Origin of the sequence: Nonomuraea sp. LPB2021202275-12-8, assembly GCF_037044575.1 — a bacterium.
Taxonomy (GTDB): Bacteria; Actinomycetota; Actinomycetes; order Streptosporangiales; family Streptosporangiaceae; genus Nonomuraea.
The window spans coordinates 1-25,494 of record NZ_JBAHWD010000041.1 but is presented as its reverse complement, the minus strand read 5'-3'; the positions used below and the strand labels follow the sequence as shown (position 1 = coordinate 25,494).

The 25,494-nt window shown below is 71.1% G+C and carries 23 protein-coding genes; 14 read left to right on the top strand and 9 right to left on the bottom strand.

Translation table 11 applies throughout. From position 1 onward, the window contains the following. Positions 1-53 precede the first annotated feature (53 nt). The 4 genes from V5E28_RS42365 to V5E28_RS42350 form a co-directional block, all read right to left on the bottom strand. Positions 54-719 carry a DUF998 domain-containing protein gene (locus V5E28_RS42365; RefSeq protein ID WP_336215637.1) on the bottom strand — a complete coding sequence of 222 codons (666 nt, stop codon included), beginning with the start codon at positions 717-719 and terminating at the stop codon, positions 54-56. Further along, entirely contained in the window at positions 716-1,915 is a 1,200-nt protein-coding gene (locus V5E28_RS42360) for a glycosyltransferase (protein ID WP_336215636.1), read from the bottom strand. Before V5E28_RS42360 ends, V5E28_RS42365 begins: the two co-directional genes overlap by 4 nt. 63 nt (positions 1,916-1,978) lie before the next feature. Next, positions 1,979-2,782 (bottom strand): DMT family transporter, encoded by an 804-nt coding sequence (locus V5E28_RS42355; protein WP_336215634.1) that lies wholly within the window; start codon positions 2,780-2,782, stop codon positions 1,979-1,981. Positions 2,783-2,819: 37 nt separating this feature from the next. Beyond that, complete coding sequence (locus V5E28_RS42350; RefSeq protein ID WP_336215633.1) at positions 2,820-3,437, bottom strand: DedA family protein; 618 nt, start codon at positions 3,435-3,437, stop codon at positions 2,820-2,822. A 389-nt stretch (positions 3,438-3,826) separates the two neighbouring features. Between V5E28_RS42350 and V5E28_RS42345 the strand changes: the two genes are divergently transcribed. Next, complete coding sequence (locus V5E28_RS42345; protein WP_336215631.1) at positions 3,827-4,957, top strand: sensor histidine kinase; 1,131 nt, start codon at positions 3,827-3,829, stop codon at positions 4,955-4,957. A 75-nt stretch (positions 4,958-5,032) separates the two neighbouring features. Then, the gene (locus V5E28_RS42340) at positions 5,033-6,043 is read left to right on the top strand and encodes a hypothetical protein (RefSeq protein WP_336215629.1); all 1,011 of its coding nucleotides are present in this window, start codon (positions 5,033-5,035) and stop codon (positions 6,041-6,043) included. On the opposite strand, the gene V5E28_RS42335 is transcribed toward V5E28_RS42340, so the two are convergent. Beyond that, positions 5,951-6,577 (bottom strand): VC0807 family protein, encoded by a 627-nt coding sequence (locus V5E28_RS42335; RefSeq protein WP_336215627.1) that lies wholly within the window; start codon positions 6,575-6,577, stop codon positions 5,951-5,953. The genes V5E28_RS42340 and V5E28_RS42335 overlap by 93 nt on opposite strands. A 272-nt stretch (positions 6,578-6,849) precedes the next feature. Beyond that, positions 6,850-7,527 (bottom strand): leucine efflux protein LeuE, encoded by a 678-nt coding sequence (leuE, locus tag V5E28_RS42330; RefSeq protein WP_336215625.1) that lies wholly within the window; start codon positions 7,525-7,527, stop codon positions 6,850-6,852. 185 nt (positions 7,528-7,712) lie between these two features. Between leuE and V5E28_RS42325 the strand changes: the two genes are divergently transcribed. The 3 genes from V5E28_RS42325 (at position 7,713) to V5E28_RS42315 (ending at position 12,807) form a co-directional block, all read left to right on the top strand. Then, the gene (locus tag V5E28_RS42325) at positions 7,713-9,542 is read left to right on the top strand and encodes a M14 family zinc carboxypeptidase (RefSeq protein ID WP_336215623.1); all 1,830 of its coding nucleotides are present in this window, start codon (positions 7,713-7,715) and stop codon (positions 9,540-9,542) included. A gap of 251 nt (positions 9,543-9,793) precedes the next feature. Next, the gene (locus tag V5E28_RS42320) at positions 9,794-11,374 is read left to right on the top strand and encodes a chitinase (protein WP_336215621.1); all 1,581 of its coding nucleotides are present in this window, start codon (positions 9,794-9,796) and stop codon (positions 11,372-11,374) included. Continuing rightward, positions 11,371-12,807: a carbohydrate-binding protein gene (locus V5E28_RS42315; RefSeq protein WP_336215619.1), complete on the top strand. Its 1,437-nt coding sequence runs from the start codon at positions 11,371-11,373 to the stop codon at positions 12,805-12,807. Before V5E28_RS42320 ends, V5E28_RS42315 begins: the two co-directional genes overlap by 4 nt. Positions 12,808-12,847: 40 nt before the next feature. Here the strand turns inward: V5E28_RS42315 and V5E28_RS42310 are convergent, their stop codons facing one another. Beyond that, entirely contained in the window at positions 12,848-14,440 is a 1,593-nt protein-coding gene (locus V5E28_RS42310) for a molybdopterin-dependent oxidoreductase (RefSeq protein WP_336215618.1), read from the bottom strand. A gap of 116 nt (positions 14,441-14,556) precedes the next feature. Between V5E28_RS42310 and V5E28_RS42305 the strand changes: the two genes are divergently transcribed. Beyond that, entirely contained in the window at positions 14,557-15,939 is a 1,383-nt protein-coding gene (locus V5E28_RS42305) for a hypothetical protein (protein ID WP_336215616.1), read from the top strand. On the opposite strand, the gene erm is transcribed toward V5E28_RS42305, so the two are convergent. Further along, positions 15,928-16,740 (bottom strand): ErmE/ErmH/ErmO/ErmR family 23S rRNA (adenine(2058)-N(6))-methyltransferase, encoded by an 813-nt coding sequence (erm, locus tag V5E28_RS42300; protein WP_336215615.1) that lies wholly within the window; start codon positions 16,738-16,740, stop codon positions 15,928-15,930. The genes V5E28_RS42305 and erm overlap by 12 nt on opposite strands. 243 nt (positions 16,741-16,983) lie before the next feature. On the opposite strand from erm, the gene V5E28_RS42295 reads away from it, so the two are divergent. The 8 genes from V5E28_RS42295 to V5E28_RS42260 all read left to right on the top strand — a co-directional run bounded on the left by V5E28_RS42295 (position 16,984) and on the right by V5E28_RS42260 (position 24,249). Continuing rightward, on the top strand, positions 16,984-17,664 hold the full coding sequence (locus V5E28_RS42295) for a response regulator transcription factor (RefSeq protein ID WP_336215614.1): 681 nt from the start codon (positions 16,984-16,986) through the stop codon (positions 17,662-17,664). Further along, positions 17,661-19,046, top strand: a complete 1,386-nt coding sequence (locus V5E28_RS42290) for a sensor histidine kinase (protein WP_336215612.1) — start codon at positions 17,661-17,663, stop codon at positions 19,044-19,046. The genes V5E28_RS42295 and V5E28_RS42290 overlap by 4 nt, the downstream gene beginning before the upstream one ends. Positions 19,047-19,090: 44 nt before the next feature. After that, positions 19,091-19,606 carry a hypothetical protein gene (locus V5E28_RS42285; protein WP_336215611.1) on the top strand — a complete coding sequence of 172 codons (516 nt, stop codon included), beginning with the start codon at positions 19,091-19,093 and terminating at the stop codon, positions 19,604-19,606. Next, on the top strand, positions 19,603-20,697 hold the full coding sequence (locus V5E28_RS42280; protein WP_336215610.1) for a peptidoglycan-binding protein: 1,095 nt from the start codon (positions 19,603-19,605) through the stop codon (positions 20,695-20,697). The genes V5E28_RS42285 and V5E28_RS42280 overlap by 4 nt, the downstream gene beginning before the upstream one ends. Continuing rightward, positions 20,697-21,359: an ABC transporter ATP-binding protein gene (locus V5E28_RS42275; RefSeq protein ID WP_336215694.1), complete on the top strand. Its 663-nt coding sequence runs from the start codon at positions 20,697-20,699 to the stop codon at positions 21,357-21,359. The genes V5E28_RS42280 and V5E28_RS42275 overlap by 1 nt, the downstream gene beginning before the upstream one ends. Beyond that, positions 21,356-22,552, top strand: coding sequence for an ABC transporter permease (locus V5E28_RS42270; RefSeq protein ID WP_336215608.1), 1,197 nt, complete (start codon positions 21,356-21,358; stop codon positions 22,550-22,552). Before V5E28_RS42275 ends, V5E28_RS42270 begins: the two co-directional genes overlap by 4 nt. 79 nt (positions 22,553-22,631) lie before the next feature. After that, positions 22,632-23,486: a hypothetical protein gene (locus tag V5E28_RS42265; protein WP_336215607.1), complete on the top strand. Its 855-nt coding sequence runs from the start codon at positions 22,632-22,634 to the stop codon at positions 23,484-23,486. A 67-nt stretch (positions 23,487-23,553) separates the two neighbouring features. After that, positions 23,554-24,249 carry a DUF6597 domain-containing transcriptional factor gene (locus V5E28_RS42260; protein ID WP_336215606.1) on the top strand — a complete coding sequence of 232 codons (696 nt, stop codon included), beginning with the start codon at positions 23,554-23,556 and terminating at the stop codon, positions 24,247-24,249. A gap of 5 nt (positions 24,250-24,254) precedes the next feature. On the opposite strand, the gene V5E28_RS42255 is transcribed toward V5E28_RS42260, so the two are convergent. After that, on the bottom strand, positions 24,255-25,280 hold the full coding sequence (locus V5E28_RS42255) for an AI-2E family transporter (RefSeq protein WP_336215604.1): 1,026 nt from the start codon (positions 25,278-25,280) through the stop codon (positions 24,255-24,257). Positions 25,281-25,494 lie beyond the last annotated feature (214 nt).

Sequence of the window (25,494 nt, the reverse complement as noted above, 5' to 3'; positions counted from 1 at the left end):
GGGTTCACGTTAGAACGGCTTCCGTTCGCCGGGCGTCGAAGCATGCCCGCGCCTCAGGCGGCCAGGCGTTCGTCGCGGGCGGACGACTCGGTCACCGTCGTCGAGGCGGTCGCGGCCGGACGCTGCCGGCAGGCCAGGGCCATGGTGACGATCAGCGCGATCTCGGCCAGCACCAGGGCGCGCTCGAGCAGCCCGTAGTAGGCGTCGCCGCCGATCCACGGCGAGGTGAAGGAGGCCGGATGCGCGGCCAGGTAGACGGCCAGGGCCAGCACGGAGGTCACGCTCATGGCCCTGACGGCGTTCCAGCGAGGCAGCGCCGCGCGCCCGCGCGCCAGGGTCCACCCGGCGACGGGCAGGGTGGTGAAGACGACCGCCGCCGCCCAGCGGTGGATCTCGCCGGACAGCGAGTCGATCGGGGAGTTGCCCGGGTCGGTGGGGAACATCGCGCTCATCATCAGACCGCCGGCCGCGGCCACCAGCAGCACCCTGGTCGCCGCGGTGCGTCCCGGATCACCGGCCGCGGCGAGACCGTACGCGAGGGACAGGCACGCCACCGCGAGGGCGAGCATGCCGAGCAGCACGGGCAGCAGCCCGCCGGAGACCAGCGCGTAGTCGCTGAGCAGCGGCTGCGCGGGCAGCGCGAGCTGCGCGTAGCCGAGCGCCAGGACGGCGACCAGCGCGCCCGTGACGGTCACGGCGCCCGTCGCCTTCTCGGTCATCGCGTCACCTCATCGTAGATCTGCTCGAAACGGGCCAGCGAGTTCTGGTCGTCATGGGTGAGGGCCAGCTCGCGGCTGGCCCGGCCGAGGCGCTCGCGCAGGGCGTCGTCGGTGAGCACGCGGGTCAGATGTCCGGCCAGGGAGATCACGTCGCCCGGCTCGAACAGGTAGCCGTTGCCGTCGACCAGGTGCGGCAGCGCCATCGCGTCGGCCGCGACCACGGGCAGCCCGCTGGCCATCGCCTCCAGCGTCGCGATGCTCTGCAGCTCCGCGACTCCCGGCATGGCGAACACGTCGGCGGCGGCGAACGCCTGCGGCATGCTCTCGTCGGGCACGAACCCGAGGAAGAACACCCGCTCGGCCACGCCGATGCGCCTGGCCAGCTTCTCCAGCTCACCGCGCTGGTTACCCTTGCCGACGAGCGCGACCTGCGCGTCGGTCTCGTTGAGCACGTACGGCAGCGCCCGCACGATCTCGTCCAGCCGCTTCTCCTCGTCCAGCCGGCCGACGAACAGCACCGTGGGGCGGTCGGGCAGCTCGAACCGCTTGCGGGCCCAGGCCTTCGGCTCGGCGTGAGGGTGGAAGCGGGTCAGGTCGATGCCGCAGGAGACCGGCTCGACCTCGTGGCCGAAGCCCTGGGCGGCCAGCAGCCCGGCGGCCAGCGGGGTGGGCGTGGTGATGCGGTCGGCCTTGGCGAAGACGCGACCGAAGTCGCGCCAGGCCAGCCGCCCGGCCTTCTCCCGCAGCCGGGCCGGGATGTGGCCGAACTGGAAGAGGTTGTCAGGCATGAAGTGGTTGGTCGCCACCACCGGCACGCCACGGCGGCGGGCCGCGGCGATGGCGGACCTGCCGACGACGAAGTGGCCCTGGGTGTGCAGCACGTCCGGGTCGATGGCGGCCACCAGCCGGTCCAGCCGGGCGGGAACGGTGACGCGCATGGTCGGGTGGACCAGCAGGGGCGCCGAGCGCAGCCGGTGCACGATGACGCCGTCGACCACGTCGGCCGTGGCCGGGCCCAGGTCCGACTGGCAGACCACGTGCACCTCGTTGCCGCGTGCGGCCAGGCCCGTGGCCAGCCTGTGGGTGAAGTAGGCGGCGCCGTTCACGTCGGGTGGGTAGGTGTCGCTGGAGATCATGATCCGCCGGGGGCGGTTCGGGACGGGGGCGAGTTCGGCGGGGGCTTCGATGGTGCGCATCGGCATGGCCATGGTGGTGACTCCGTGTTCGAGAGATGAGCGGTGGCAGCGGTCAGCGGAAGGTCAGTGCCGCGCCTCCAGCGGGGTGGTGCGCGCCAGGGCGACCGTGCCCACCGCGGTGAGCGCCGCCGCCGCGATCGGCAGCACGCCGGTGGGCAGCGGCTCACCGAGTAGCAGCGCGCCGAAGGCGACCGCGGTGAGCGGGTCGGCGATCTGCAGGGAGGCGAAGGAGACGCCGAAGTGGCCGACGGCGTAGGCGCGCTGGAGCATCACCAGCGCCAGCAGCGCCGGGACGGGCAGCGCCAGCAGGTACCACCAGTTCCAGCCGCCGTCCACCAGGACCCGCACGAGCGTGGCGGTGGCGCCGTACAGCACGCCCGAACTGGTCGCCAGGAGGGCGGCCCGGCCTGCCGGGGAGGCCGCCTTCGAGCCGGCCCACAGCAGCACCGCCGCGATCCCGGCCACGCCGAGCAGGAGGAGCACCCCGTCCGGGCTCAGACGGGTCGGCCCGGCCGACGCGGGCACCATCAGCACCAGGCAGATCAGCCCGGCCGCGACCACGCCCGCCGCGGCCAGCTCGCCCCGCGCGGGCCTGCGGCCGTGCAGCGTGGCGGCGATCGGCAGCGCGAACAGCAGGCTGGCCACGCCCATCGGCTGCACGACGGTCAGCGGGCCGAGGCCGAGCGCGACGATGTGCAGACCGCCACCCGCCAGGATGGACAGCCCCCCGAGCAGCCAGCGCGGCCTGCGCAGCAGGGCCAGCAGGCCCGGCTTGGCCGTGCCGAACGCCTCGAACTGCTGCAACGCGGCACCGAGCGCGAAGAACAGCGAGCCGATGAGGGCGATCGCCGCGGCCAGCACAGTCATGCCGACTCCTTTCAAGCTGGATGGTCACCGGGCAGGGTCAAACGGATGTGTCCACCGGAAGGCGCGGGGGAGAAGCCTTGATGGCGCGTCGCTTCCTGGCCCACCGGACGATCTCGACGATCGCGGTGACGGACAGCGCGATGCCGAGCCCGAGCAGCAGGCCCTTGATCGGGTCGTTCTCGAACGCCATCCCGCCGAAGAACCCGATCAGGCCCGAATAGACGCCCCAGGAGACCGCCGCGATCGCGTCGAAGAAGGTGAACGAGCGCAGCGGATGGCGGACGGCGCCCATGGTGAGCGTCGTCGCGGTCCGGCCGCCGGGGATGTAGCGGGCCACGACCAGGACCAGCCCGCCGCGCTCGGCCAGTGCGCTCTGCGCCCACACGAACGCCTTGCGCCGGCGGAGCCTGCCACCGGCCTTGTAGCCGATCAGGTAGGAGATGTGGTCACCGGCGAACGCGCCCAGCGCGGCGACCAGGATCACCAGCGCCAGGTTCGTCTGCCCGGTCGCCGCGAACACCCCTGCGGTGATCACCGAGGTCTCCGCGGGCACGACGGGGAAGAACCCGTCGAGCACCGCGAGCCCGAACAGCGCCAGATACAGCCATGGGGACGACATCACCTGCTGGAGTAACTCCAGGACGGCGTGCGACATCAGCGTGTACTCCGATCGTTGGGGCGCCCTCACAGCCTGTCGGCGAGAGGTGCCACGAGACATCGGGGATTTCCCCGGTCGAACGCGGACCCTCCCCCTAGCGGGGTCAGGGCCCGTACCGTCTCCAGCTTCGAACCCCGCAGGTCATGGCACATCGGTCGATCGGCACGCGGCACCCCCGACTTTCGTCAGGGGGCCTACGACTCCCATCTGCCACCCTTCGATCAAAGCGGCCGGCGACGCCCAGCACAGGAGTGCAGATATCCGCCTTTGCGGTGGAGCCAGCACTACCCCGGCGGGGGAGCGTGCCCCACCCCGACTTTCGTCAGGGTCGGTGATCGACGTTCGGCCGCTCCGGGGTGCCGGGCGGGGCCTATACCGTCGTGTACGTGAGACGTCCGCGCCGCGAGAACCGCCGCCAGGTGGTCAAGGACGTGCTGCTGTGGGTCCTGCTGTCCATAGCGGTGTCCGCCATCGGTCCCGATCCGCTCGATGACCCGGCCGCCTTCGCGTGGGTCACCGTGCCCCGCGTCGCGCTGGCCGGGCTGGCCGTGTTCGTCGGCAGGGAGTGGCCGCTGGCGGCGGTGGCGTTGCTGCTGCCACTCGGTCCGTGGGACTTCAGCGAGGGCCTCGCCACCTCCGACCTGACCTGGCTCTCCCCGCCCGCCGCCGAGGTGAAGATCTTCCCCTTCCCGGTGACCACGCCGTTCGTGATCTGGTACGCCTACCTGTCCGGGCGGAGGTCGCGCAAGCTCTGGCCGGTCCTGGTGCTGGCCTGCTTGACCTCGCTCATCGGAGTGCGCCTGGTGCTGTCGGAAGGCGGCACGGTCGCCCTGTGGACCACCATGATCACCGGTCTCGTGGGCACCTACGCGGTGCCGTACCTGCTGGGCGTGCTCCGCAGGAGGCTGCTGCTGCAGCGGGAGCAGGCGAGGCACTCGGCCGAGGCACAGGCGAGGCTGCGCGAGCGGGCCAGGATCGCCAGGGACATGCACGACTCGCTCGGCCACGACCTGGCCCTCATCGCGGTCCGGGCCGCCGGACTGGAGCTGGCGCCCACCCTGGAGCCCGCGCAGGTCAAGGCGGCCGGCGAGCTGCGGGAGGCCGCGGCGGACGCCACCGAGCGGCTGCGCCAGATCATCGGCGTGCTCCGCGACGACGCCGACGCCGCCCCGCTGCTGCCGGTGCACGAGGACGTGACCGCGCTGGTCGACCGGGCCCGCGCCTCCGGCATGACGATCGTGGTGAACCTGGCGGGGCCGGTGCCGGGCCTGGCGCACGCCGTGGTGCAGGAAGGGCTCACCAACGCGGCCAAGCACGCGCCCGGCGCCGAGGTCGCCGTCACCGTCTCGCCGCACCGCGTCGCCGTCGCCAACGGGCCCGCCGCGCGCTCCCGGCCGGTGGCGCTGACCGGCGGCCTCGGGCTGGCAGGCCTCAAGGAGCGGGTACGGCTCGAAGGCGGCACGCTGCGGGCGGGGCCCGTCGCGGACGGGTTCGAGCTGGCCGTCGACCTGCCCTGAGGCTCCCCCGGGCGGGGGAGACGGATCCCCTCGACGCGGGAGGCCACGCCGCGCCGGCGGGAGCAGGCTCGGAGCATGGACGATCAGAAGGCCGGAATCGGCCGAATCACCGCGGCGATCGTGGCCATCGCCGCCATGCTGCCCTACCTCACTCTCAAGGTGCTCTGGCTGACCGGAAGCTCGATCGGGGTCAGCGACCCCGACCTCATGACCGGCTCGGTGATGGTCGCGATGAACGCGATGACGTTCGGCATGGACGCGGTCGCGCTCGTGCTGGCGCTGGCGTTCACCATGCGCTGGGGGATGCGCCTACCGGCCTGGGCGGTGCTGCTGCCCCTCTGGGTCGGCACCGGGCTGCTGTTAGTGATCATGGTCATGGCGCCGCTCGGCGTGCTGCTGGAGGGCCTGTCCCTGTTCGACACCGGCGGCCCGATCGAGCCGTGGGTGTACGGCGCCGTCTACGGGGGGTTCATCGGGCAGGGCGTCGGCCTCATGGTGGCGTTCGTCCTCTACGCCCGTGACCGCTGGCCGGCGGTCTTCACCACCGCCACCGGCTCCGGTCCGGACTCGCCGACGCGATCCTTTCAGACCGTCGTCGCCCGGGGAGCGCTGCTCGTCACCGCGCTGCTCGGCGGCGCCCGCCTCTACTGGGCGGCGGGCGGCACGGCCGGGCTGCCCCCGGAAGTGGCCGCGACGATGTCGCCGGTCGCCGCGCTGCAGGAGGGGTTCAAGGGACTGCTGACCATCGCCGCCGGGCTGGCGCTCGTGGTGCTGGTGCGGGCCCGCGGGCGCGTCCCGTTCTGGCGGCCGCTGGTCGTGGGCTGGCTCGGCTCGGGCGTCATGTTCGGATGGGGCCTCTACGCGATGATCGTCACGCTCACCGCCGGGCCGCTCAGCAGGGGCCCCTCCGGCGGGCCGAGTCTCGTGGAGCTGTTCGGCCTGCTGACCGGGCTCGTGATGGCGATGTGTGGAGCGTTCCTGCTCACCGAGCGCTCAGCCGTGCGCGACGTGCAGCCTGCGCAGGACCCGCTTGAAAGCGAAGATGGACACGGCGATCGCCAGGCCGCTTATCAGGGCCACCGCTGACGTACGCAGCACCATGTATCCGCCGAGCGTCCCGGCGAGCGACTCGTACACGGCCAGCGCGATGCTCAGCGTCGAGTTGGCCAGCAGCACGAACGCCCACAGCAGCGTGATCCTGGCGAAGAACCTGCGCACCCGCTCGTGCTTGAGCACCGCGTTCGGCAGATGGATGTAGTCGAGGGTGAGCTTCTGCACGAGCGGCCTGTTGAGCCGGACCGAGGCGAGGAAGGCCATGCTGATGCAGATCGTGCCGAGCTCCGGCTGGATGAAGTACCACATCCAGGTCCCCGTCCACAGGCCCACGATCGTCCGCAGCGTGATCGCCGCCGCGGCCAGCAGCATCGTCGCCGGCACCGGAATACCCCTGATCAACCGCCAGGCCACCCCGACGTACACCCAGGAGCAGGTCAGGATGAGCGCCCACTGGAGCCCCAGCACCACCATCGCGAGATAGAACACCGCCATCGGCGCCACCACGGCTTCGAGCAACCGGGGCGCCGCCTGGCGAGCCAGGGCGGTGAGTCTGGGCAGGGTCACAGGAGGATGATTCAAGGCTTGCTCCGCAGTTAGGCCATCGGCCGGGCACTACCCGGGCTTCGGGCTGGCAGGCTTGCCAGATGGGCCGCTCGATGTCACCTGGCGGCCACCCTGACGCCTATGACGATCGCATCGGGTAGTTGCCGGTCGCTTACCGGTGGCTTACCGTACCTGACCCTCTGGATGGTGACTGCCTCTTTTGACACGTTCCGCCGGCGCCCCTCCGCCGGGCGGCGGCGTTCGCCCACGTCGAGGCCGCTATAACTTTTCCGTCAGCCCAGCGATGTGGTGGCCAGCTTCGCCCCGAACCCCAGGAACAGCACTCCCACCCCCGAGGTGAGCCCGGCGCCGAGCCGTCTGCGCGTCCGGAACTGGGAGGCCAGGAAACTCCCGCCGAAGATCAGCGCCGTCAGGTACAGGAGGCTGAAGACCTGGATGATCGCCCCAAGAATGAGGAACGACAGCGCCGGCGTGCCGTAGCCCGGGTCCACGAACTGGACGAAGAACGAGACGAAGAAGAGGATCGCCTTCGGGTTGAGCAGGCTGATCCCCAGCGCCTTCCGGAAGGGCCGCGGAGCCCTGCCGGAATCGGCCACCGGCGCGGCGGCCGCCTCGCCGATCTCGCCGATCTCGCCGTCGGGCCGCTCCCGCCACGCCCGCCAGGCGCCGCGCAACATCTGGAACCCGATCCAGGCGAGGTACGCCGCACCCGCGTACTTCACGATCGAGAACAGCAGCAGTGACGACTGCAGCAGGGACGCGGCCCCAGCGGCGGCCAGCGCCATCAGCACGGTGTCGCCGACGAACACCCCCGCGGCGGCCCGATACCCCTGCCGCACCCCGCGCTGAGCGGAGAGGGCCAGGACGTACAGGGAGTTGGGCCCTGGCAGGAGAATGATGAAGAAGGCACCGATGACGTAGGTCCAGATGTCGGTGATCCCGAAGAACATGCCGGCTCGCTCCAGATGAAACGTGATGACATATCACGGTATCGCGAGCCCAACCCCTGCTCGATGCATCAGGGCTGGCCCCTGACGGAGTAGCCGAATATTTGGGTCTTTCCGAGGCCCGCTCGCGTCTTCACTCTCAGTTCAGGCGCGCGTCAACACCGAGCCCGCGCGTCTGGGAGGACATGGTGAAACGCCGATTAGTCATCCTGCTCGCCGTCCTGGGATTGATCTGCCTGACCGGCATGACCGGGGCGGGGGCCAGCGCGGAGCCGCCGGCGAACAAGCAGTATCGCGTGCAGGGCCCGGCGAACGCGCAGGAACGCAGTGCGGTCGCCTCGACCGGTGCCGCCATCGACGAGGTGACTCAGGACTCGGTCCTGATCACCGCCACGGAAGCCGAGGTCTCCGCGATCAGGAAGCTCGGCTACCGGGTGGTGGAGGTCCCGCGCCCGTTGCCCCCGTCCGGTGTCGCGGCAGCTGACTTCCCGCCATCGGACTCGGGCTATCACAACTACGCGGAGATGACCGCGTACGTGGACGACCTGGTCGCCGATCATCCGGCGATCGCCAGTAAGTTCACGTACGGCGCCTCACACGAGGGCAGGCCGCTGATCGGAGTCAAGATCAGCGACAACGTGGGGGCGGACGAGGCGGAGACGGAGGTGCTCTTCACCGCGCACCAGCACGCCCGCGAGCACCTCACCGTCGAGATGGCCCTGTACATCATGGACCTGCTCACCGACGGCCACGGTACCGACTCCCGGATCACGAACCTGGTGAACTCCAGGGAGATCTGGATCATGCCTGACCTCAACCCCGACGGCGGCGAGTACGACATCGCCACCGGCAGCTACCGGTCCTGGCGGAAGAACAGGCAGCCGAACAGCGGCTCGTCGGCCGTCGGCACGGACCTGAATCGCAACTGGGCCTACAACTGGGGCTGCTGCGGCGGCTCGTCGGGCACGACGTCCAGTGAGACCTACCGGGGCCCGTCCGCCGAGTCGGCGCCGGAGGTCAGTGCCGCCGCGAACTGGGTGCGAAGCCGCGTCGTCGGCGGCGTGCAGCAGCTCAAGGCGCACATCGACTGGCACACCTACGGTCAGCTGATCCTTTGGCCGTACGGGTTCACGTTCAACGACACCGCGCCCGGCCTGACGCAGGACGACCGGGACGCGCACGCCACGCTGGGGCAGAACATGGCCTCCACCAACGGCTACACCCCTGAGCAGGCCAGTGACCTGTACATCACCGACGGCACCATCGACGACTGGATGTGGGGCGCCTACAAGATCTTCAGCTACACCTTCGAGATGTATCCGGTGGGCTCCAACCCGGGCTTCTACCCGCCGGACGAGCAGATCGTGCCGCAGACGACCCGTAACAGGGAGGCCGTGCTCCGCTTCCTCGAATACTCCGACTGCGTCTACCGGGCCATCGGCAAGGAGTCCCAGTACTGCGGCACGGGCACGCCGCCGGTGACCGTCTACTCCGACACCTTCGAGACCGCCACCGGCTGGACGGTCAACCCGAACGGCACCGACACGGCCACGCTCGGGCAGTGGGAGCGCGGCGATCCCGCGGCCACCACCTCGTCGGGCGCCAAGCAGCTCGGCACCACGGTCAGCGGCGTCAACGACCTGGTGACCGGCAGGCTGGCGGGCAGCGCGGCCGGCGCGTACGACATCGACGGCGGCATCACCTCGATCCAGTCGCCGCCCATCACGCTGCCCGCCTCCGGCAACCTCAGCCTGTCGCTGTCGTGGTACCTCGCGCACGGCTCCAACGCCTCCAGCGCGGACTACTTCAGGGTCAGGGTGGTGGGCGCCACCACGACCACCGTCTTCCAGCAGCCGGGCGCGGCGTCCAACCGCAACGGCGCGTGGAGCGTGGCCACGGCGAACCTGAGCTCCTTCGCGGGGCAGACGGTGCGCATCCTCGTCGACGCAGCCGACGCTTCCGGCGCCTCGCTGGTCGAGGCCGGGGTCGACGACGTCCGTATCACCCAGCAGCCGTAACGACTCGTGCCCCGCCGTCGTCGTACGGCGGGGCACTGGAGGCGGGCTCGCGCGGGTGAAAGCGTCCCGGCGTTATTGGGCCTTGTAAGCCCTGGGTGTCAAGGCTACGATCGCGACAACTCTTAGGAAACTTTCCTAACAGATCTCTGCTGACCCCCCAGCGCCCGCGTCGCCTCCGCGGGCCGTGCCGTGCGGCTTGCGCTCCGCCCCCCAGGCGCAAGCCGTACGGCGCGCCCAGCAAAGGATGAAATGTGAAAGTTCGCGTGATCTTAGTAACGCTCGCGACCCTCGCCCTCAGCCTCATCGCGCTCCCCGCTCAGGCCGCCTCCGCCACCGCGACCTTCGTCAAGGTCAGCGACTGGGGCACCGGCTTCGAAGGCAAGGTCACCGTCACCAACGCCACGTCCACCCCGATGACCGGCTGGAACGTCCGGTTCGACATCCCGTCCGGTTTCACGATCCCCTCCGCGTGGGACGCCGTCCTGTCCAGGAACGGCCAGCAGTACACCTTCACCAACCCCGGCTGGGCGAGCCCGCTCGCACCCGGAGCCAGCGCGAGCTTCGGCTTCAACGGCAGTCCGGGCAACTTCCCCGGCATCTCCAACTGCACGCTCAACGGAGCGTCCTGCGGAGGCGGCTCCGACCCTGGCCCCGGCGTCCCCGGCAAGCCGGGGCCGGCGACGGCCGATCCCTCGAGCGGCGCCATCGCGCTGTCGTGGGGCGCCGCCGGTGGCACCGTCACGGGCTATCGGGTCTACGAGGGCTCGGTTGTCAAGGCCACGGTCAGCACGACCGGCGCGACCATCGCCGGGCTCGGCGCCTGCGAGACCCACACCTACACGGTCCGGGCCTACAACGCGGTGGGGGAGTCACCGGCCGGCGACCCGGTCACGGCGACCACCACCGGCTGCGACCCCGGCGAGCCCGGCGGGCAGCTGCCCAAGCACTTCCTCACCGGCTACTGGCACAACTTCGTCAACGCCGCGACCGAGCTGAGGCTTTCGGCGGTGCCCGCCGAGTACGACCTGGTGGCGATCGCGTTCGGCGAGGCCACCGGGACGCCTGGCGAGGTCGTCTTCGGGGTCGACCCGGGCCTGGCGAGCGCGCTCGGCGGCTACACCGACGCCCAGTTCAGGGCCGACGTGCAGGCCCTGCACGCCCGCGGCAAGAAGGTCATCCTGTCGGTCGGCGGCGAGGCCGGGCGGGTGCAGGTGGCGGACAGCGCCGCCGCCACCAGGTTCGCCGACACGGTGCACGCGCTGATGCGGAGCTACGGCTTCGACGGCGTGGACATCGACCTGGAGAACGGGCTCAACGCCACCTACATGGCCCAGGCGCTCAGATCGCTGCGCGCCAAGGCGGGCGCCGGCCTGATCATCACGATGGCGCCCCAGACCATCGACATGCAGTCGACGCAGATGGAGTACTTCAAGCTCGCGCTGAGCATCAAGGACATCCTCACCGTCGTCCACATGCAGTTCTACAACTCCGGCTCCATGCTCGGCTGCGACCGGACGTGGGCCTACTCGCAGGGAACGGTCGACTTCATGACCGCGCTGGCCTGCATCCAGCTGGAGAACGGCCTGCGTCCCGACCAGGTGGCCCTGGGCCTGCCTGCCGGGCCGGGGGCCGCGGGCGGCGGAGTCGTCACGCCCGCACTCGTCACCCAGGCGCTGGACTGCCTGGCCAAGCGGACCCGCTGCGGGACCTTCGTGCCACCGCGCGCCTACCCGGACATCCGGGGCGCGATGACGTGGTCCATCAACTGGGACGCCAGCAACAACTGGAACTTCTCCCGGACCATCAAGCCGCACCTCCAGGGAATGTCATGAAATTACGTCGAATGTTCCTTGCCTTGCTCGCCTCCTTCGCCCTGGCCGGCTCCGGGCTCGCCACCGTCGCGCCGGCCGCCCACGGCACGGTGAGCGCCGCCTACCCGGCGTGGACGGCGTGGACCTCCTACACGGCCGGCACCCGCGTCACCCACAACGGCGTCGACTACGAGTGCCTCCAGAGCCACACCTCCCAGCCCGGCTGGGAGCCGTCGGTCGTCCCGGCCCTGTGGAAGGTGGCCGGCGGCGGAGGCGGCGGAGACACCAGCGCCCCCACGGTGCCCGGCAACCTCCGCTCGACCGGCGTCACCTCCAGCAGCGTCTCGCTGGCCTGGAACGCCTCCACCGACAACGTGGGCGTCACCGGCTACAACGTCTACAGAGGCTCGGCCCTGGTGACCACCGTCCCCGGCACCTCCTACACCGACACCGGCCGGGCCGCCGGCACCGCCTACACCTACACGGCCCGGGCCCGCGACGCCGCCGGCAACCTGTCGGGAGTCAGCAACTCCGTCACCGCCGCCACCTCGGGCAGCGGCCCCGGCCCGGACCCGAACCCGTCCAGGATGCCGGGCGCGCCCTACCTCTGGATGGGCTGGGGAAGCCCGCCCAACCCCGGGCCCGTCATGGACGCCACCGGCGTCAGGTCGTTCACCATGGCGTTCATCCTGTCCAGCGGCGGCTGCAACCCGGCGTGGGACGGCCAGCGCCCGCTGACCGGCGGCGCCGACGCCCAGGCGATCAACACGATCAAGTCCAAGGGCGGCAGCGTGCAGATCTCGTTCGGCGGCTGGCAGGGCAACAAGCTCGGCCCGAACTGCTCCGGTCCGGCCGCCTTCGCCGGCGCGGTGCAGCAGGTCATCAACGCCGTCGGCCCGGCAGTGGTGGACTTCGACATCGAGAACTACGACGAGTTCGAGAACTACACCGTCCAGGATCGGATCCTGAACGGCCTCAAGATCGTCAAGCAGAACAACCCGAACGTCAAGGTCGTCGTCACCTTCGGCACCTCCACCACGGGCCCGAACGCGCACGGCGTCCGGCTGATCAACCAGGCCAGGGCGCTCGGCGTGCCGATCGACAACTTCACCATCATGCCGTTCGACTTCGGTAGCTCCAACATCTACACCGACACCGTCAACGCCGCCGAGGGCCTGAAGAACGCCCTCAAGAACGCGTACGGCTGGTCGGACGCGCAGGCGTACGCGCGCATGGGCATCTCCGGCATGAACGGACTTTCCGACCAGCAGGAGCTGACCACCCCGCAGACGTGGACGCAGATCCGCGACTGGGCCAAGGCCAGGGGCCTGACCAGGCTCGCCTACTGGGGCGTCAACCGTGACCGTCCCTGCCCCGGCGGCGGAGTGGTCTCCCACTGCAGCGGCATCGCACAGGCCGAGTGGGAGTTCACCAGGATCACCGCGGGCTTCTAGCGGTGAGCGGCCCGGGGCGGTGGCGTCGCCGCCCCGGGCCTCACGGCACCCGCACGAGCTGGGTGGGCTTCAGCGGGATGCCGACGCCCGGCGGCCGGTAGACCGGCAGCGCCTCGCCGTACTCGTGCATCCAGGCGTGGTCGATCAGCATCCGCATCCGCCGCTCGCCCGGCTCGGGCTCGGCGAAGGCCGGCTCGACGTGCGCGGCCGACAGCTTGGCGACCGCGTCGGCGACCAGGTGCGCGTCCGGCGGGGCCAGGTCGCACCGGTCGTCGGGCCCGATGAGCAGGTCCACCTCGGGCGGCAGCGGGTAGATCCACCTCGGCAGCGCCAGCACCCTGGGCGGCGGCGCCATCGGCAGCCCGCCACGCACCGCCTCCAGCAGCACCGACCGCGACGTCCGGTGCTCGAACAGCCCCTCGCCGAGCGCCCAGCTCAGCGCGCCCACGTCGGAGCGGTCCTCGCCGCAGGCGTGCAGGCACAGGTACGGCACCAGCGGGATGTCCGATCCGGCCGACGCCTGCGCCCATCCCTGGCGGCAGCCGGTCAGCACCAGCAGCGCCAGCATCGCCCGGTAGGCGGTGTCGGCGTGCGGCGTGTCCAGCCACCCCGGCACGACCATGCAGCGCCCGCCGGTCTTCTCGGCCGTCACGCCCAGCTCCCGCGCGATCTTCAGCGTCCGTGACGCCGCGACCCCCGTGTACGCCTCCTGCCAGGCGGGCGTGTACGGCTCGGCCCGGTCGTCGTAGCCGGTCGGCCAGCGGCCAGGCAGCCCCGGCCTGGCCACCCCGTACGCCGCGAGCAGCAGGTCGAAGACGGTCGTCACCAGGTGCTCGCCGTCACGGATCGCCGGCACGCCACGGCGCAGCACGCCGGGCCCGTCGTCGAAGCGCGGCAGCAGCACCTCGGCCTCCTCGCAGCCGTCGGCGCCGTACATGCTGAGCCGGTCCGCGGCCGCCCCGTGCAGCCCGCCGGGCACCAGCGCGCCGGCGCGATCGTGCAGCCGCACCAGGAACGGCAGATCGGTCCACTCCATCGCGTGCCCGGCGAAGGCGGGCCTGTCCAGGTAGAACTCCTTCAGCAGCACGTGCCCGACCGCCATGGCGAGCGCGCCGTCGGCGCCGGGACGCACCACGAGCGTCTCGTCCGACAGCCGTGTCGGATGCGGCCCGATCGCCACCACCTTCTGACCCTTGTAACGCCCGGCGATCACCCACGGCGTGCCGGGAGCCCGTACGGTCCGGTTGTTCTCGCCCCACAGCAGCACGTAGGCCGCCTGAGCCCAGTCCTCGGTCCGCGGCCCGCGGAAGCGCGGGCCGAGCACCTGCTCGGACGCGCTGGACTGCTCGGTCAGCACCGCGCCGCCCATCCCGCCGACCAGCCCGGCCAGCGGCGAGGTCGCCAGCGCGGCCACCTGGTCCGCGCCGTGCTCGGCCGCGGTGTGCACGATCGCGGCGGCGGCCAGCTCGGCCGCTGTGCCGTCGTCGAGGGGGACCCGCCGGCCACCCCGCGCCTGGCGGTACACCTCCGAGTTGGCTGTGAGTTTCGCCCAGGCGGCTACCGGGTCGCGCATTCCCTCACGCACCTCGAAGTAGAGCCTGACCAGCGCCTGGTTGACTTGCGATCCCCCCATGCGAAGAGTTCAGCACAGACGGTCATGTTCTGGCGCGTTACGACCCCGCATGTCGAGATAAGAATCGGCAGCCCAAGTGGCGGCACTCATTCCCGTACGGCAATCTAGATGCCGCCATGGAATACGCAGTCCTCACGGGGATAGTCCTCGTCACCGGTGTCGCACTCGCTCTGATCGCCCAGTGGCGCGACTGGCGACCCCCGCTGTACGTAGCCGTCCTCGTGGGCATCGCGGTGCGCGTGCTGCTGCTCTTCACCGCGGCGGACGACGCCTGGCAGCCGGTCGACTTCATCCACAGTTTCAAGCCCGCGGGTGAGGCCGTGCTGCGCGGCGAGGACCCGGTCCTGGCCAGCGAGGGCGGCTGGCACTTCCTGCCGACGATCCCCTACGTGTACGGGATCCTGCTGTGGCTCGGCATCCCCTGGGAGTACTCCGGCCGGCTGGTCACCGTGGTCGCCGACATCGTGCTGATCCCGCTGGTCGCCAAGCTCGCAGGCGGCCCGAAGGCGTCGCTGCGCGCCTTCCAGTACGCCCTCAGCCCGCTGGCCCTGCTGGTCGCCTCCATCCACGGCCAGGTCGAGCCGGTGGCGCTGGTGTTCGGCGTGGCCGCGTTCGTCGTCGCCCGCGGTCCCGGCTCGCCGGAGCGGGCGGGCATCACGACGGACTTCGTCGCCAAGGCGCGTCAGGGCCTGGCCGCCCACGGCTGGCGGGCACTCCCGGCACGGGCGCTCGCCCTGCTGCTCCAGGCACTCAAGCCGGTGCCCGGCGACCGGGCCGACTTCAAGCGGGCCGCGCTGGCCGGGCTGCTCATGGGCCTGGCGTTGTGCGCCAAGAGCTGGCCGATCTGGCTGATCCCCGGCTTCCTGCTGCTCCTGCCGCACCTGCGGGCCAGGATCGTGGCGCTGTTCGTGACGGGCGCGGTGCCGCTGTTCTTCCTGGTGACGCTGCCCGTCTTCGCCGGCACCGCGCTCGACCAGATCCCCGAGGTCATCCGGGTCATCCAGGACATCAGGCCGATCGTCGGCGAGTGGGGCTGGACTCCCTGGTTCACCGAGGGCAACTGGGATCTGCGGCCGGAGCTGGCCACGTTCGGCACCAACCTGATCTACGTCTGCGTGGTGCTGGCCGTGCTGATCTGGCGGCGGGCCGACCCGATCGACATGACCCTCGCCATCCTGCTGATCTTCATGGTGGTCACGCCGCGGCTGGGCGCCCAGTATCTGCTGTGGTTCATGCCGTTCCTGATCGCCCGGCCCACCAGGTTCGCCTGGCCGGCGATCCTGGGCACCTCCTTCTGGGCGGCCTACGGCTACGTCTACATGACCCAGTACGACCAGACCGGCTGGTTCCTGCAGCACACCTACTGGTCGCGGGCCTCGATCGTGCTGCTGCCGGTGCTGTTCCTGGCGATGCCGTGGGAGCGGCGCGACCCGCGGGTGCCGGAGCTCGCCGAGCCGGTCAACCCGACGGGCCCGGCGCGCCTCAACTCAGTGGTGTAGCCGATCGAACACCGTGATCCACTGGTCGGGATGCACGTGGCCGACCACCGTGTCGCGAGCGACGCCCGCTGCCGCCAGCGCCGCGTCCACTCCGTCGTAGCGGGTCCACAGCGAGGCGCGCAGCGACCCGCCCACTCCGCTGAACCCCAGCTCGACCAGCTGCTGATAGTGCCGCCCGGACCGGATCAGCGGCTCCGGCCTGCGCTCGACGCGCAGGATCGCCGAGTCGACCGACGGGACCGGCCGGAAGCTGTGCCTGCCGATCCTGTCGCCGAGCCGCCAGCGGAACCACGGCCAGGACTCCACGGTGACCAGGCTCCAGCGCCCGTAGTCGCCCGACCTCTTGCGGGCGTACTCGAGCTGCGTGAGCAGGGTCGCCGAGGTGAGAGACGGCGCCCGCAGGCACCAGCTCACGATCTTCGACGTGATCGAGTAGGGGATGTTGCCCACCACCGCGAACGGCTCGCGCGGCGGCCGGGCGGTGGTGAAGTCGCCCCGCACCACGTCGATCCGGGGATCGTCGCGGGTCATGGACGCCAGCCGGCCGGCCAGGCGCGGGTCGATCTCGTAGCCGGTGACGTGGGCCCCGGCCTCGGCCAGCGCCCTGGTGAGCACCCCCTGGCCCGCACCGGGCTCCAGCACCAGCCCTTCAGGGCGGGCGGCCTTGACCACCAGCTCCACGGCATGGCCGTCGGCCAGGAAGTTCTGCGACAGGACGCGCCTGGCCCTGTCCTTGGGCGTGCGACCGCCGGCCTTCTTCTGGGTGTGTGAATAGTTTCCGTGCGCGAAGTTCTGCGCCACAGCTGCCCTTCCGGGTCCTCGAGTCGATGGAGATCTCGAAGGCCCCGGGCGCGCCGCGGACTAGCTCAGACGGTCATCCGGATGTCATCGCGTCCGCAGGCGGGCCAGAGGCCGGCCGTGACGGATGCGTACCGCGTAGAAGCAGGAACACATGCCGCCGACGCTAGGCGCAGACGTCCGGCGGCGGCAACCGATTAAAAGCGCTTTGAGCTGGCCTTGAGGTGGCTAGGTAATCCTTGAGGCATGGACCGACCGGCCAGGGTGCTCGTCGTCGACGACGAGCCCAACATCCGCGCCCTGCTCTCGCAGACCCTGCGACTGGTCTCTTTCGAGGTCAGGACCGCCGAGACCGGGGCGGAGGCGGTGTCGGCCGCCAGGGAGTTCGCCCCCGACATCGTGGTGCTCGACGTCATGCTCGACGACATCGACGGGTTCGAGGTGGCCAAGCGGCTCGGCGAGCGCGTCCCGGTGCTCTTCCTGACGGCCCGCGACGCCGTCGAGGACCGCGTGCAGGGGCTGTCGCTCGGCGCCGACGACTACGTGGCCAAGCCGTTCAGCCTGGAAGAGGTGGTGCTGCGCATCCGCGCCATCCTGCGGCGCAGCCACGGCGGAGGCCGGCGCGAGGACGTCATGCGCTACGCCGACCTGGAGCTGGACGAGGCGGCGCACGAGGTGCGCCGCGGCGGCGTGCCCGTAGACCTGTCGCCGACCGAGTTCAACCTGCTCGCGTACCTGCTGACGAACGCCGGACGGGTGGTCAGCAAGGCGCAGATCCTCGACAGCGTCTGGCGCTACGACTTCGACGGCGACTCCAGCATCGTCGAGTCGTACGTCTACTACCTACGCAAGAAGATCGACAAGTGGGAGCCGCAGCTCATCCACACCGTGCGCGGCGTCGGCTACACGCTCAGGATCCCGCGTTGAGGCCCGCCACCTGGACGCTGCGCACCCGCCTGGTCATGGCCATACTCGGGCTCACCACGCTCGCGCTGACCCTGGCCAACGTGTTCGGCATCGCGCTGCTGCGCGACAACATGATCCAGCGGGTGGACGACCAGCTGACGAGCCTGACGAAGGTGACCAAGCAGCGGGTCATGGCGATCCGCCCCGACCCTCCGGAGCCCGGGGCGATGGGCGGCGTGCTGGAGAAGCGCATCGCCTCCGTGATCAGGATCTACGTCTTCGGGCCGGACGGCAGCGTCGTCAGCGCCGTCCCGAGGCCGGACGGACCCGGTCCGGTGCTCGACGACGTCCGCTACGGGACCCCGTACACCGTCCCCGGCTCCGAGGGACCTTCCTGGCGTGTCCTCGCCGTGCCCGCCGTCGACGGCGCCACGTGGATGTTCGCGCAGTCGCTGGCCGAGGTCGAGCAGACCCAGAACTCGAACGTCGCCATCGCCACCTCGGTGAGCCTGCTGATGCTGCTCCTGCTCGGGCTGGCGGCCGACGCCGTGGTACGGCTCGGCCTGCGCCCGCTGACCCGGATGGAGCGTACGGCGGGTCACATCGCCAGAGGTGACTTCGCCAGCCGCGTGCCCGCACCCGACCGGCACACCGAGGCGGGACGCCTGGGCGCGGCGATGAACGTCATGCTCGACCGCGTCGAGTCGGAGATCGCCGCCAGGACCGCCTCCGAGTCACGGATGCGGCGCTTCCTGGCCGACGCCTCCCACGAGCTGCGCACCCCGCTCACCTCCGTACGCGGCTTCGCCGAGCTCTACCGCAGGGGCGGCGGCGACACCGGCGAGATGATGGGCCGGATCGAGGACGAGGCCGCCAGGATGGGCGTCCTGGTCAACGACCTGATGACGCTGGCCCAGCTCGACGAGGAGCGCCCCCTGGACCGCCAGGCGGTCGACCTGCTGGAGGTGGCCGCCGATTCGATCCGCGACGCTCGCGTCCGCGTCCCCGACCGGCAGGTGCGGCTCTCCGGCCTCGAAGACACACTCGTCCCCGTCTCGGTCGTGGGCGACGAGGCCCGCCTGCGCCAGGTCGCCGCCAACCTCGTCGGCAACGCGCTCGCGCACACCCCGCCGGACGCCGCCGTCACGGTCAGGGTGGGCAGGCGGGCGGGCCTGGCCGTGCTGGAGGTGGCCGACACCGGGCCGGGCCTGTCGCCGGAGCACGTCCCGTACATCTTCGACCGCCTCTACCGGGTCAGCCCCGGCAGGTCCAGAAGCGTCGGCGGCGCCGGGCTCGGCCTGGCGATCGTGGCCGCCATCGTGCACGCCCACGGCGGCAAGGTCGAGCTCGACACCGAGCCCGGCAACGGAGCGACCTTCCGCGTACTCCTACCCGGCTCCTAGGCGGCTCCCAGCTCGCTCTGATCGGGGCTGGCCACAGTCGGAGCATGAAACGAATCCTGCTGGCCGCCGCGACGTTCGTCACGGTCGCGGCGTGCGGAGCCCAGCCGAGCGCCACCGGCGTCGCCTCGGTGGCGAAGACCTCGAACGCGCCGACCGCGTCCGCCTCGCCCACCGGCACCGTGGACCCGGAGGAACAGGGCAGGAAGTTCGCCCGGTGCATGCGGGACAACGGCGTCGACATGCCGGACCCCGGCCCCGAGGGCAACGTCCGGATCATGAGCAAGGGACCGGCCGACAAGGACAAGGTCGAGAAGGCGATGAAGGCCTGCCAGTCCCTCGCCCCGTTCAAGGACCGCGGGCCGGCCAGCCCGGAGGACCAGGAGAAGATGCGCCAGTTCGCCCAGTGCATGCGGGACAACGGCATCGACATGCCCGACCCCGAACCGAACGGCGCACTGAAGATCGGGGGCAAGAGCGCCGTGCGGCGCGACGACCCCAAGCTGCAGGAGGCCCTCAAGGCGTGCGAGGACAAGATGCCCGGAAGAGGTGGGAAGAAGTGACCCAGCTGAAGGAGGAGAGCACGCTCCAGGGCCGGGCCCTGCCGCCACGCAGACGCCGGCCCCTGCGCCTGGCCGCGTGGACGGGCGGCGCAGCCCTGCTCGCCGCCGCCGTGGCGGCCGCCGCGGTGGGCTTCGGGGGCGGCGGCTCGGGCACCGCCACCGCCACCCGCACGCCCCCGGCCACCGCCAAGGTGACCAGGACGACGCTCATCGAGACGAAGACCGTCGACGGCACCCTCGGCTACGGCCAGACGGTCACCGTCTCCGCCAAGGCCCAGGGCACGATCACCTGGCTGCCCGCCGAAGGCGCCACCATCACCAGAGGCAAGGCCGTCTACAGCGTCGACGCCGACCGCCGCCCCCTGCTGTACGGCGGCATGCCGCTCTACCGCACCCTCCAGGACGGCGTCGAGGGCAAGGACGTCGAACTCCTGGAGCGGAACCTGGCCAAGCTCGGCTACACCGGTTTCGACGTCGACGAGGCCTACACCTGGGCAACCAGAGAGGCCGTCGAGGACTGGCAGGAGGACCTCGGCCTGGACGTCACCGGCAAGGTGCAGCCGGCCGACGTGGTCGTGGCCGACGGGCAGATCCGGGTCGCCGAACTCAAGACCACGCTCGGCGCCTCGGCCACCGGCCCGGTCCTGACCGCGACCGGCACCACCCGCCAGGTGCTCGTCGACCTCGACGTGGCCGACGGCCACCTCGTGCGCAAGGGCATGAACGCCACGGTCGAGCTGCCCGACGGCACCGAGGTGAAGGGCAAGGTCACCGGCGTCGGCAAGGTCGCGACCGAGACCGGCGCAGGCGAGGAGACCGCCACCACGGTCGAGGTCAGGATCTCGGTGAGCGGCGTGAAGAAGTCCTTCGACGCGGCCCCCGTGGACGTCACCGTCGTCTCCCAGCGGCGCGAGGACGTGCTCGCCGTGCCCGTCGGCGCACTGCTCGCCCTGGCCGAAGGCGGCTACGGAGTGCAGGTCGTCCAGGGCGGCACCACCGGCTACGCCGCGGTCGAGACCGGCATGTTCGCCGACGGCCAGGTCGAGATCACCGGCCTCGACGAAGGCACGACCGTGGCGGTGCCCAAGTGATCGTCGAGCTCCGGGACGTGAGCAAGGAGTACGGAGACGTCGCCGCGCTGCGCGGCGCCTCCATGACCATCAGGTACGGCGAGCTCGTCGGCATCGTGGGCCCCTCCGGCTCCGGCAAGTCGACCATGCTGAACATGATCGGCACCCTGGACCGCCCGTCCGGCGGCACCGTACGCATCGCCGGGCACGACGTGAGCTCGCTCAGCGACAAACAGCTCTCCGCCCTGCGCGCGAACGTCATCGGCTTCGTCTTCCAGCAGTTCCACCTGGCCGCGGGAGTGCCGGCGCTGGACAACGTGGCCGACGGCCTGCTGTATGCCGGGCCGGCACTGCGCGAGCGGCGCGAACGCGCCGCCGCTGCGCTGGAACGGGTCGGCCTCGGGCACCGGCTCGACCACCGCCCCCACGAGCTGTCCGGGGGCGAGCGGCAGCGGGTGGCGATCGCCCGAGCCGTCGTCGGCGATCCGCACCTGCTGCTGGCCGACGAGCCGACCGGGAACCTCGACTCCCGATCCGGAGCCGGCGTGATGGACCTGCTGCGCGAGCTCAACACCGCCGGCACCACCGTCGTCATCATCACCCACGACCGCGACATCGCCGCCTCCCTGTCCCGGCAGGTGGAGATGCTCGACGGCCGGGTAGTGGAAGGGGCGCGGCTGTGACCGTCCTGGAAAGCGCCCGGATGCGGCCCCGCGACGTCGTCAGGGCCGGCGGCTCGGGCCTGCGTGCCAGGCCGCTGCGGGTGTTCCTGTCGGCGCTCGGCATCGCCATCGGCATCGCCGCCATGCTCGGCGTGGTCGGCATCTCCGCCTCCAGCCAGGAGGACCTGAACCGGCAGCTCGAAGCGCTCGGCACCAACCTGCTCACCGTCGCGCCCGGCCACACCCTCTTCGGCGAGGACTCGCACCTGCCCAGCGAGGCCGAAGGGATGATCGGCCAGATCGCCCCGGTCACCGCGGTCACCGCGACCGGGGCCACCTCGGCGAAGGTCTACCGCAACGACCACATCCCCGAAGCCGAATCCGGCAGCATCGCGGTCCTGGCCGCCCGGCTCGACCTGCCGCGGGACGTGGGCGCGCAGGTCGCCAGCGGCGCCTGGCTGAACGGGGCCACCCACCGCTATCCAGCCGTAGTGCTCGGCGCCAAGGCCGCCGACCGGCTCGGCGTCGTGCGGGCCGGCCCCGAGCAGCGTGTCTGGCTGGGCGAGCGGTGGTTCACCGTCGTCGGCGTGCTCGCCCCGGTGCCGCTCGCCCCGGAGCTCGACACCGCCGCCCTGGTCGGCTGGCCCGTCGCCGAGGAACGGCTCGGCTTCGACGGCTACCCCACGACCGTCTACACCAGGGCGGAGGAGGAGTCGGTGATCGCGGTCCGTGACGTGCTCGCCGCCACCGCCAACCCGGAGGCGGCCAACGAGGTCGAGGTCTCCAGGCCGTCGGACGTGCTGTCCGCCAAGCAGGCCACCGATGCCACGCTCAACGCGCTCCTGCTCGGCCTCGGCGGCGTCGCCCTGCTGGTCGGCGGCGTCGGCGTGGCCAACACCATGGTGATCTCGGTGCTGGAACGGCGGGCCGAGATCGGCCTGCGCCGCTCGCTCGGCGCCACCCGGGGCCAGATCAGGCTGCAGTTCCTGGCCGAGTCGCTGCTGCTGTCGGCCATCGGGGGCATCGGCGGGGTGGCGCTCGGCATCGGCGTCACGGCCGCGTACGCGAGTTTCCAGGGCTGGCCCGCGATCGTCCCCGTGTGGGCGATGGCCGGCGGCGTGCTGGCCACTCTCGTCATCGGTGGCATCGCCGGCTTCTATCCGGCCGTGCGGGCCGCGCGTATGTCTCCCACGGAGGCGCTGGCCGCGACGTGACCCGGCAGCGAGGTGCCCGCGTCGTACACGTCCGATTCTTACAAGAGGACGGCGCGGGCACCCGCGTACCGTCGTGCGCATGGACGTTCTTCACCGAGCACACCAATACCTGCAGTTGCACGCGCGGCTGATCGACAGGCTCAGGTTCGAGGCGCTGTTCGCCGGCGGCTCGCGTGACCGGGTCCTCGACCTGCTCCGCTGCTACCAGAACCCCGACGGAGGGTTCGGCAACGCGCTCGAACCCGACCTGCGCGGGACGGGCAGCCAGCCGGAGCCGGTCGAGGTGGCGTTCTGGATCCTGGACGAGCTCGACGCCCTTTCCGGCCCCATGGTGACCGCCGCCTGCGACTATCTCGCGGGCGTCACGACCGCGGACGGCGGCGTGCCGTTCGTCCTGCCCAGCGTCCGTGACACCCCGAGAGCGCCCTGGTGGGAGACCGCCGACGACCCGCCGGGCAGCCTCGTCCCGACGGCCTCCATCGCGGGCCTGCTGCACAAGCACGGCGTCGAGCACCCCTGGCTCGGACCCGCCACGGACTTCTGCTGGACCGCCATCGCGGCGATCGACAAGACCGGCCCGTACGAGGCACGGGCCGTGGTGACCTTCCTGAACCTGGTCCCGGACCGGGAGCGGGCACAGGCCGAGTTCTCCCGGCTGAAGGAGGCGATCCTGGCGAACGTCTCGCTCGACCCGGACGCGCCCGGGGACGCGCACTTCCCGCTGGATTTCGCGCCGGAGCCGCTGCGCCTGCCGCTGTTCGACGACGAGGTGCTCGACCGCCACCTGGACGCGCAGGTGGCGTCACAGTCGCCGGAGGGCGGCTGGCAGGCCAACTGGGGCATGTGGACGCCGGTCGTGGAGCACGAATGGGGCGGCTACTTGACCGTGCATCGGCTCAGGACCCTGCGCGCGTACGGTCGCCTGCCGGGCTGACCTGCGGCGTTCCGCCTGGCCGGTTCCGCCGGCCAGTTCTGTCGGGGGCGGGGCGTAGCGTGGAAGTGTGTATGCGGAGTGGTCGCCGGATCCGGCACTGGCCGGGCGCGTGGCCTGCCTGTGGCGGCGGGTCGGCGAGTCCGACCGCACCCAGCTCGTGGTTCCCGACGGCTGCGTCGACCTGATCTGGGGGCCGGAGGGCCCCTTCGTCGCCGGCCCCGACACCGGTCCCGTTCCGAGCAGGGTCCGCGCCGGAGAAGTCCTGTCCGGCGTCCGCTTCAGACCGGGAGCCGTGGGCGAGTTCTTCGGCGTCCCGCTCGCCGACCTGCGAGACCAGCGTGTCCCCCTCGCGTCCTTCGACGCCGTTCCGCTCCTGGCGGTGCTCGCGTCGGAGTCTCCGGCCGATCCGCTGGACACCATGCGGGCGGCGGTCGAGGCCCGGCTGGGGCGGATCCCCGCCCCCGACCCGGCCGCACCCGCCATCGTCACCGCCCTGCGTGCGGGGCGCGCCGTGCGGGAGGTGGCGCGGGAGCTGGGGTTCAGCGAGCGGCACCTGCACCGCAGGACCGTGGCCGCTTTCGGCTACGCGCCGAAGACCCTGCAGCGCGTGGTCCGGTTCCAGCGGGCCCTGCGGCTGGCCCGCTCGGGCATCGCGTCGGCGGACGTCGCGGCGGCGGCGGGCTACACCGACCAGGCGCACTTGTCACACGACGTCAAGCGCCTGAGCGGAGTCACCCTGCGCCACCTGGTGCACGGCGCGTAGCTGCGTCACGAGGGTGGCGGCCTGTTGGAGACGAGCGCCCCGGCCCACTTCGCGGCAGGGTCGCTGTCTATCAGCAGGGCCTTCGTCAGCAGGCTGAGGGGGATGGCGAGGATGGCTCCCAGCGGGCCGAGCACGAAGGTCCAGACGATGAGCGAGATGAAGGTCATCGTGGTCGACAGGCCCACGGCGTCGCCCAGAAACTTGGGCAGGATGAAGGACTGGGTGACGACGTTGATGACGCTGTAGGCGGCGATCACCAGAAACATCTCCTGTACGCCTCCGTCGAGGAGGGCCAGGGTCGCCGGCGGGAGCAGGCTGAGCACGAAGCCGATGTTGGGGATGTAGTTGGCGATCACGGCCAGGACGCCCCACAGGAGCGGGAGAGGGACTCCGATCAACGTGAGGGCCACGACGTCCAGGACCGCGCTGATCAGCCCGAAGACGGTGGAGACGATCAGATAGCGCCGGGTCTTGTGCGCGAAGACGTCCAGAGCGGTGACCACCCGCGGTTTCCTGCTCTCGCTGGTGGCGAGAACCCTGGACGTGTTGGGCGCGTCCAGGCACATCGCCAGGAGCAGGATCACGATGAGGAACAGTCCGGACAGGACTCCGATGGCGCCGCCCAGCAGGCTCTGCGCGATCCCGATCACCCGCTCGGGATCGAAGCTCTCCAGTGCCCTGTCGATCTGCTCGTTGCTGATGCCGTGGCTGACGGCGAAGTTCTGGGCGTCGACGAGCAGCGCCTCGAACTCCCGGGTGTAGGCGGGCACGAGCGAGCCGAGCTGCACCACCGACACCGTCAGCACTCCGGCCATGGCCAGCAGCACCAGCACCAGGATCAGGAACGGCACCGTGACCTGCACCCAGACGGGCGCTCTCCGGGCCGCCAGCCAGGCCCGCACCGGGGACACGGCGATGACGAGCACCAGGGCGAGAATGAACGGCCCGGCGATGGACGAGACCTCGCGGAGTCCGAAGAGCACGACCACCGCGCCGGAGATCCCTACCAGGACGATGAGCGCTCTTGGCAAGGATTGATCATTCACGGGAGGTACGTACCCCTGCCTGCGGGTTCGCAGCGCACGGGTGGGTCGATTTGACGGTTCCCGGAGGCGTACATAGAGTTCACCAGTCCCGCGAGGGCGGCTTGATCGCCGGTCTCGCCAGGGCGCCTCCTCCAACCACTTCCGTTCCGCGGATGTTCATGTCCGCGGGAGTCCGATTCGACAAGAGCCGGAGTTGGGA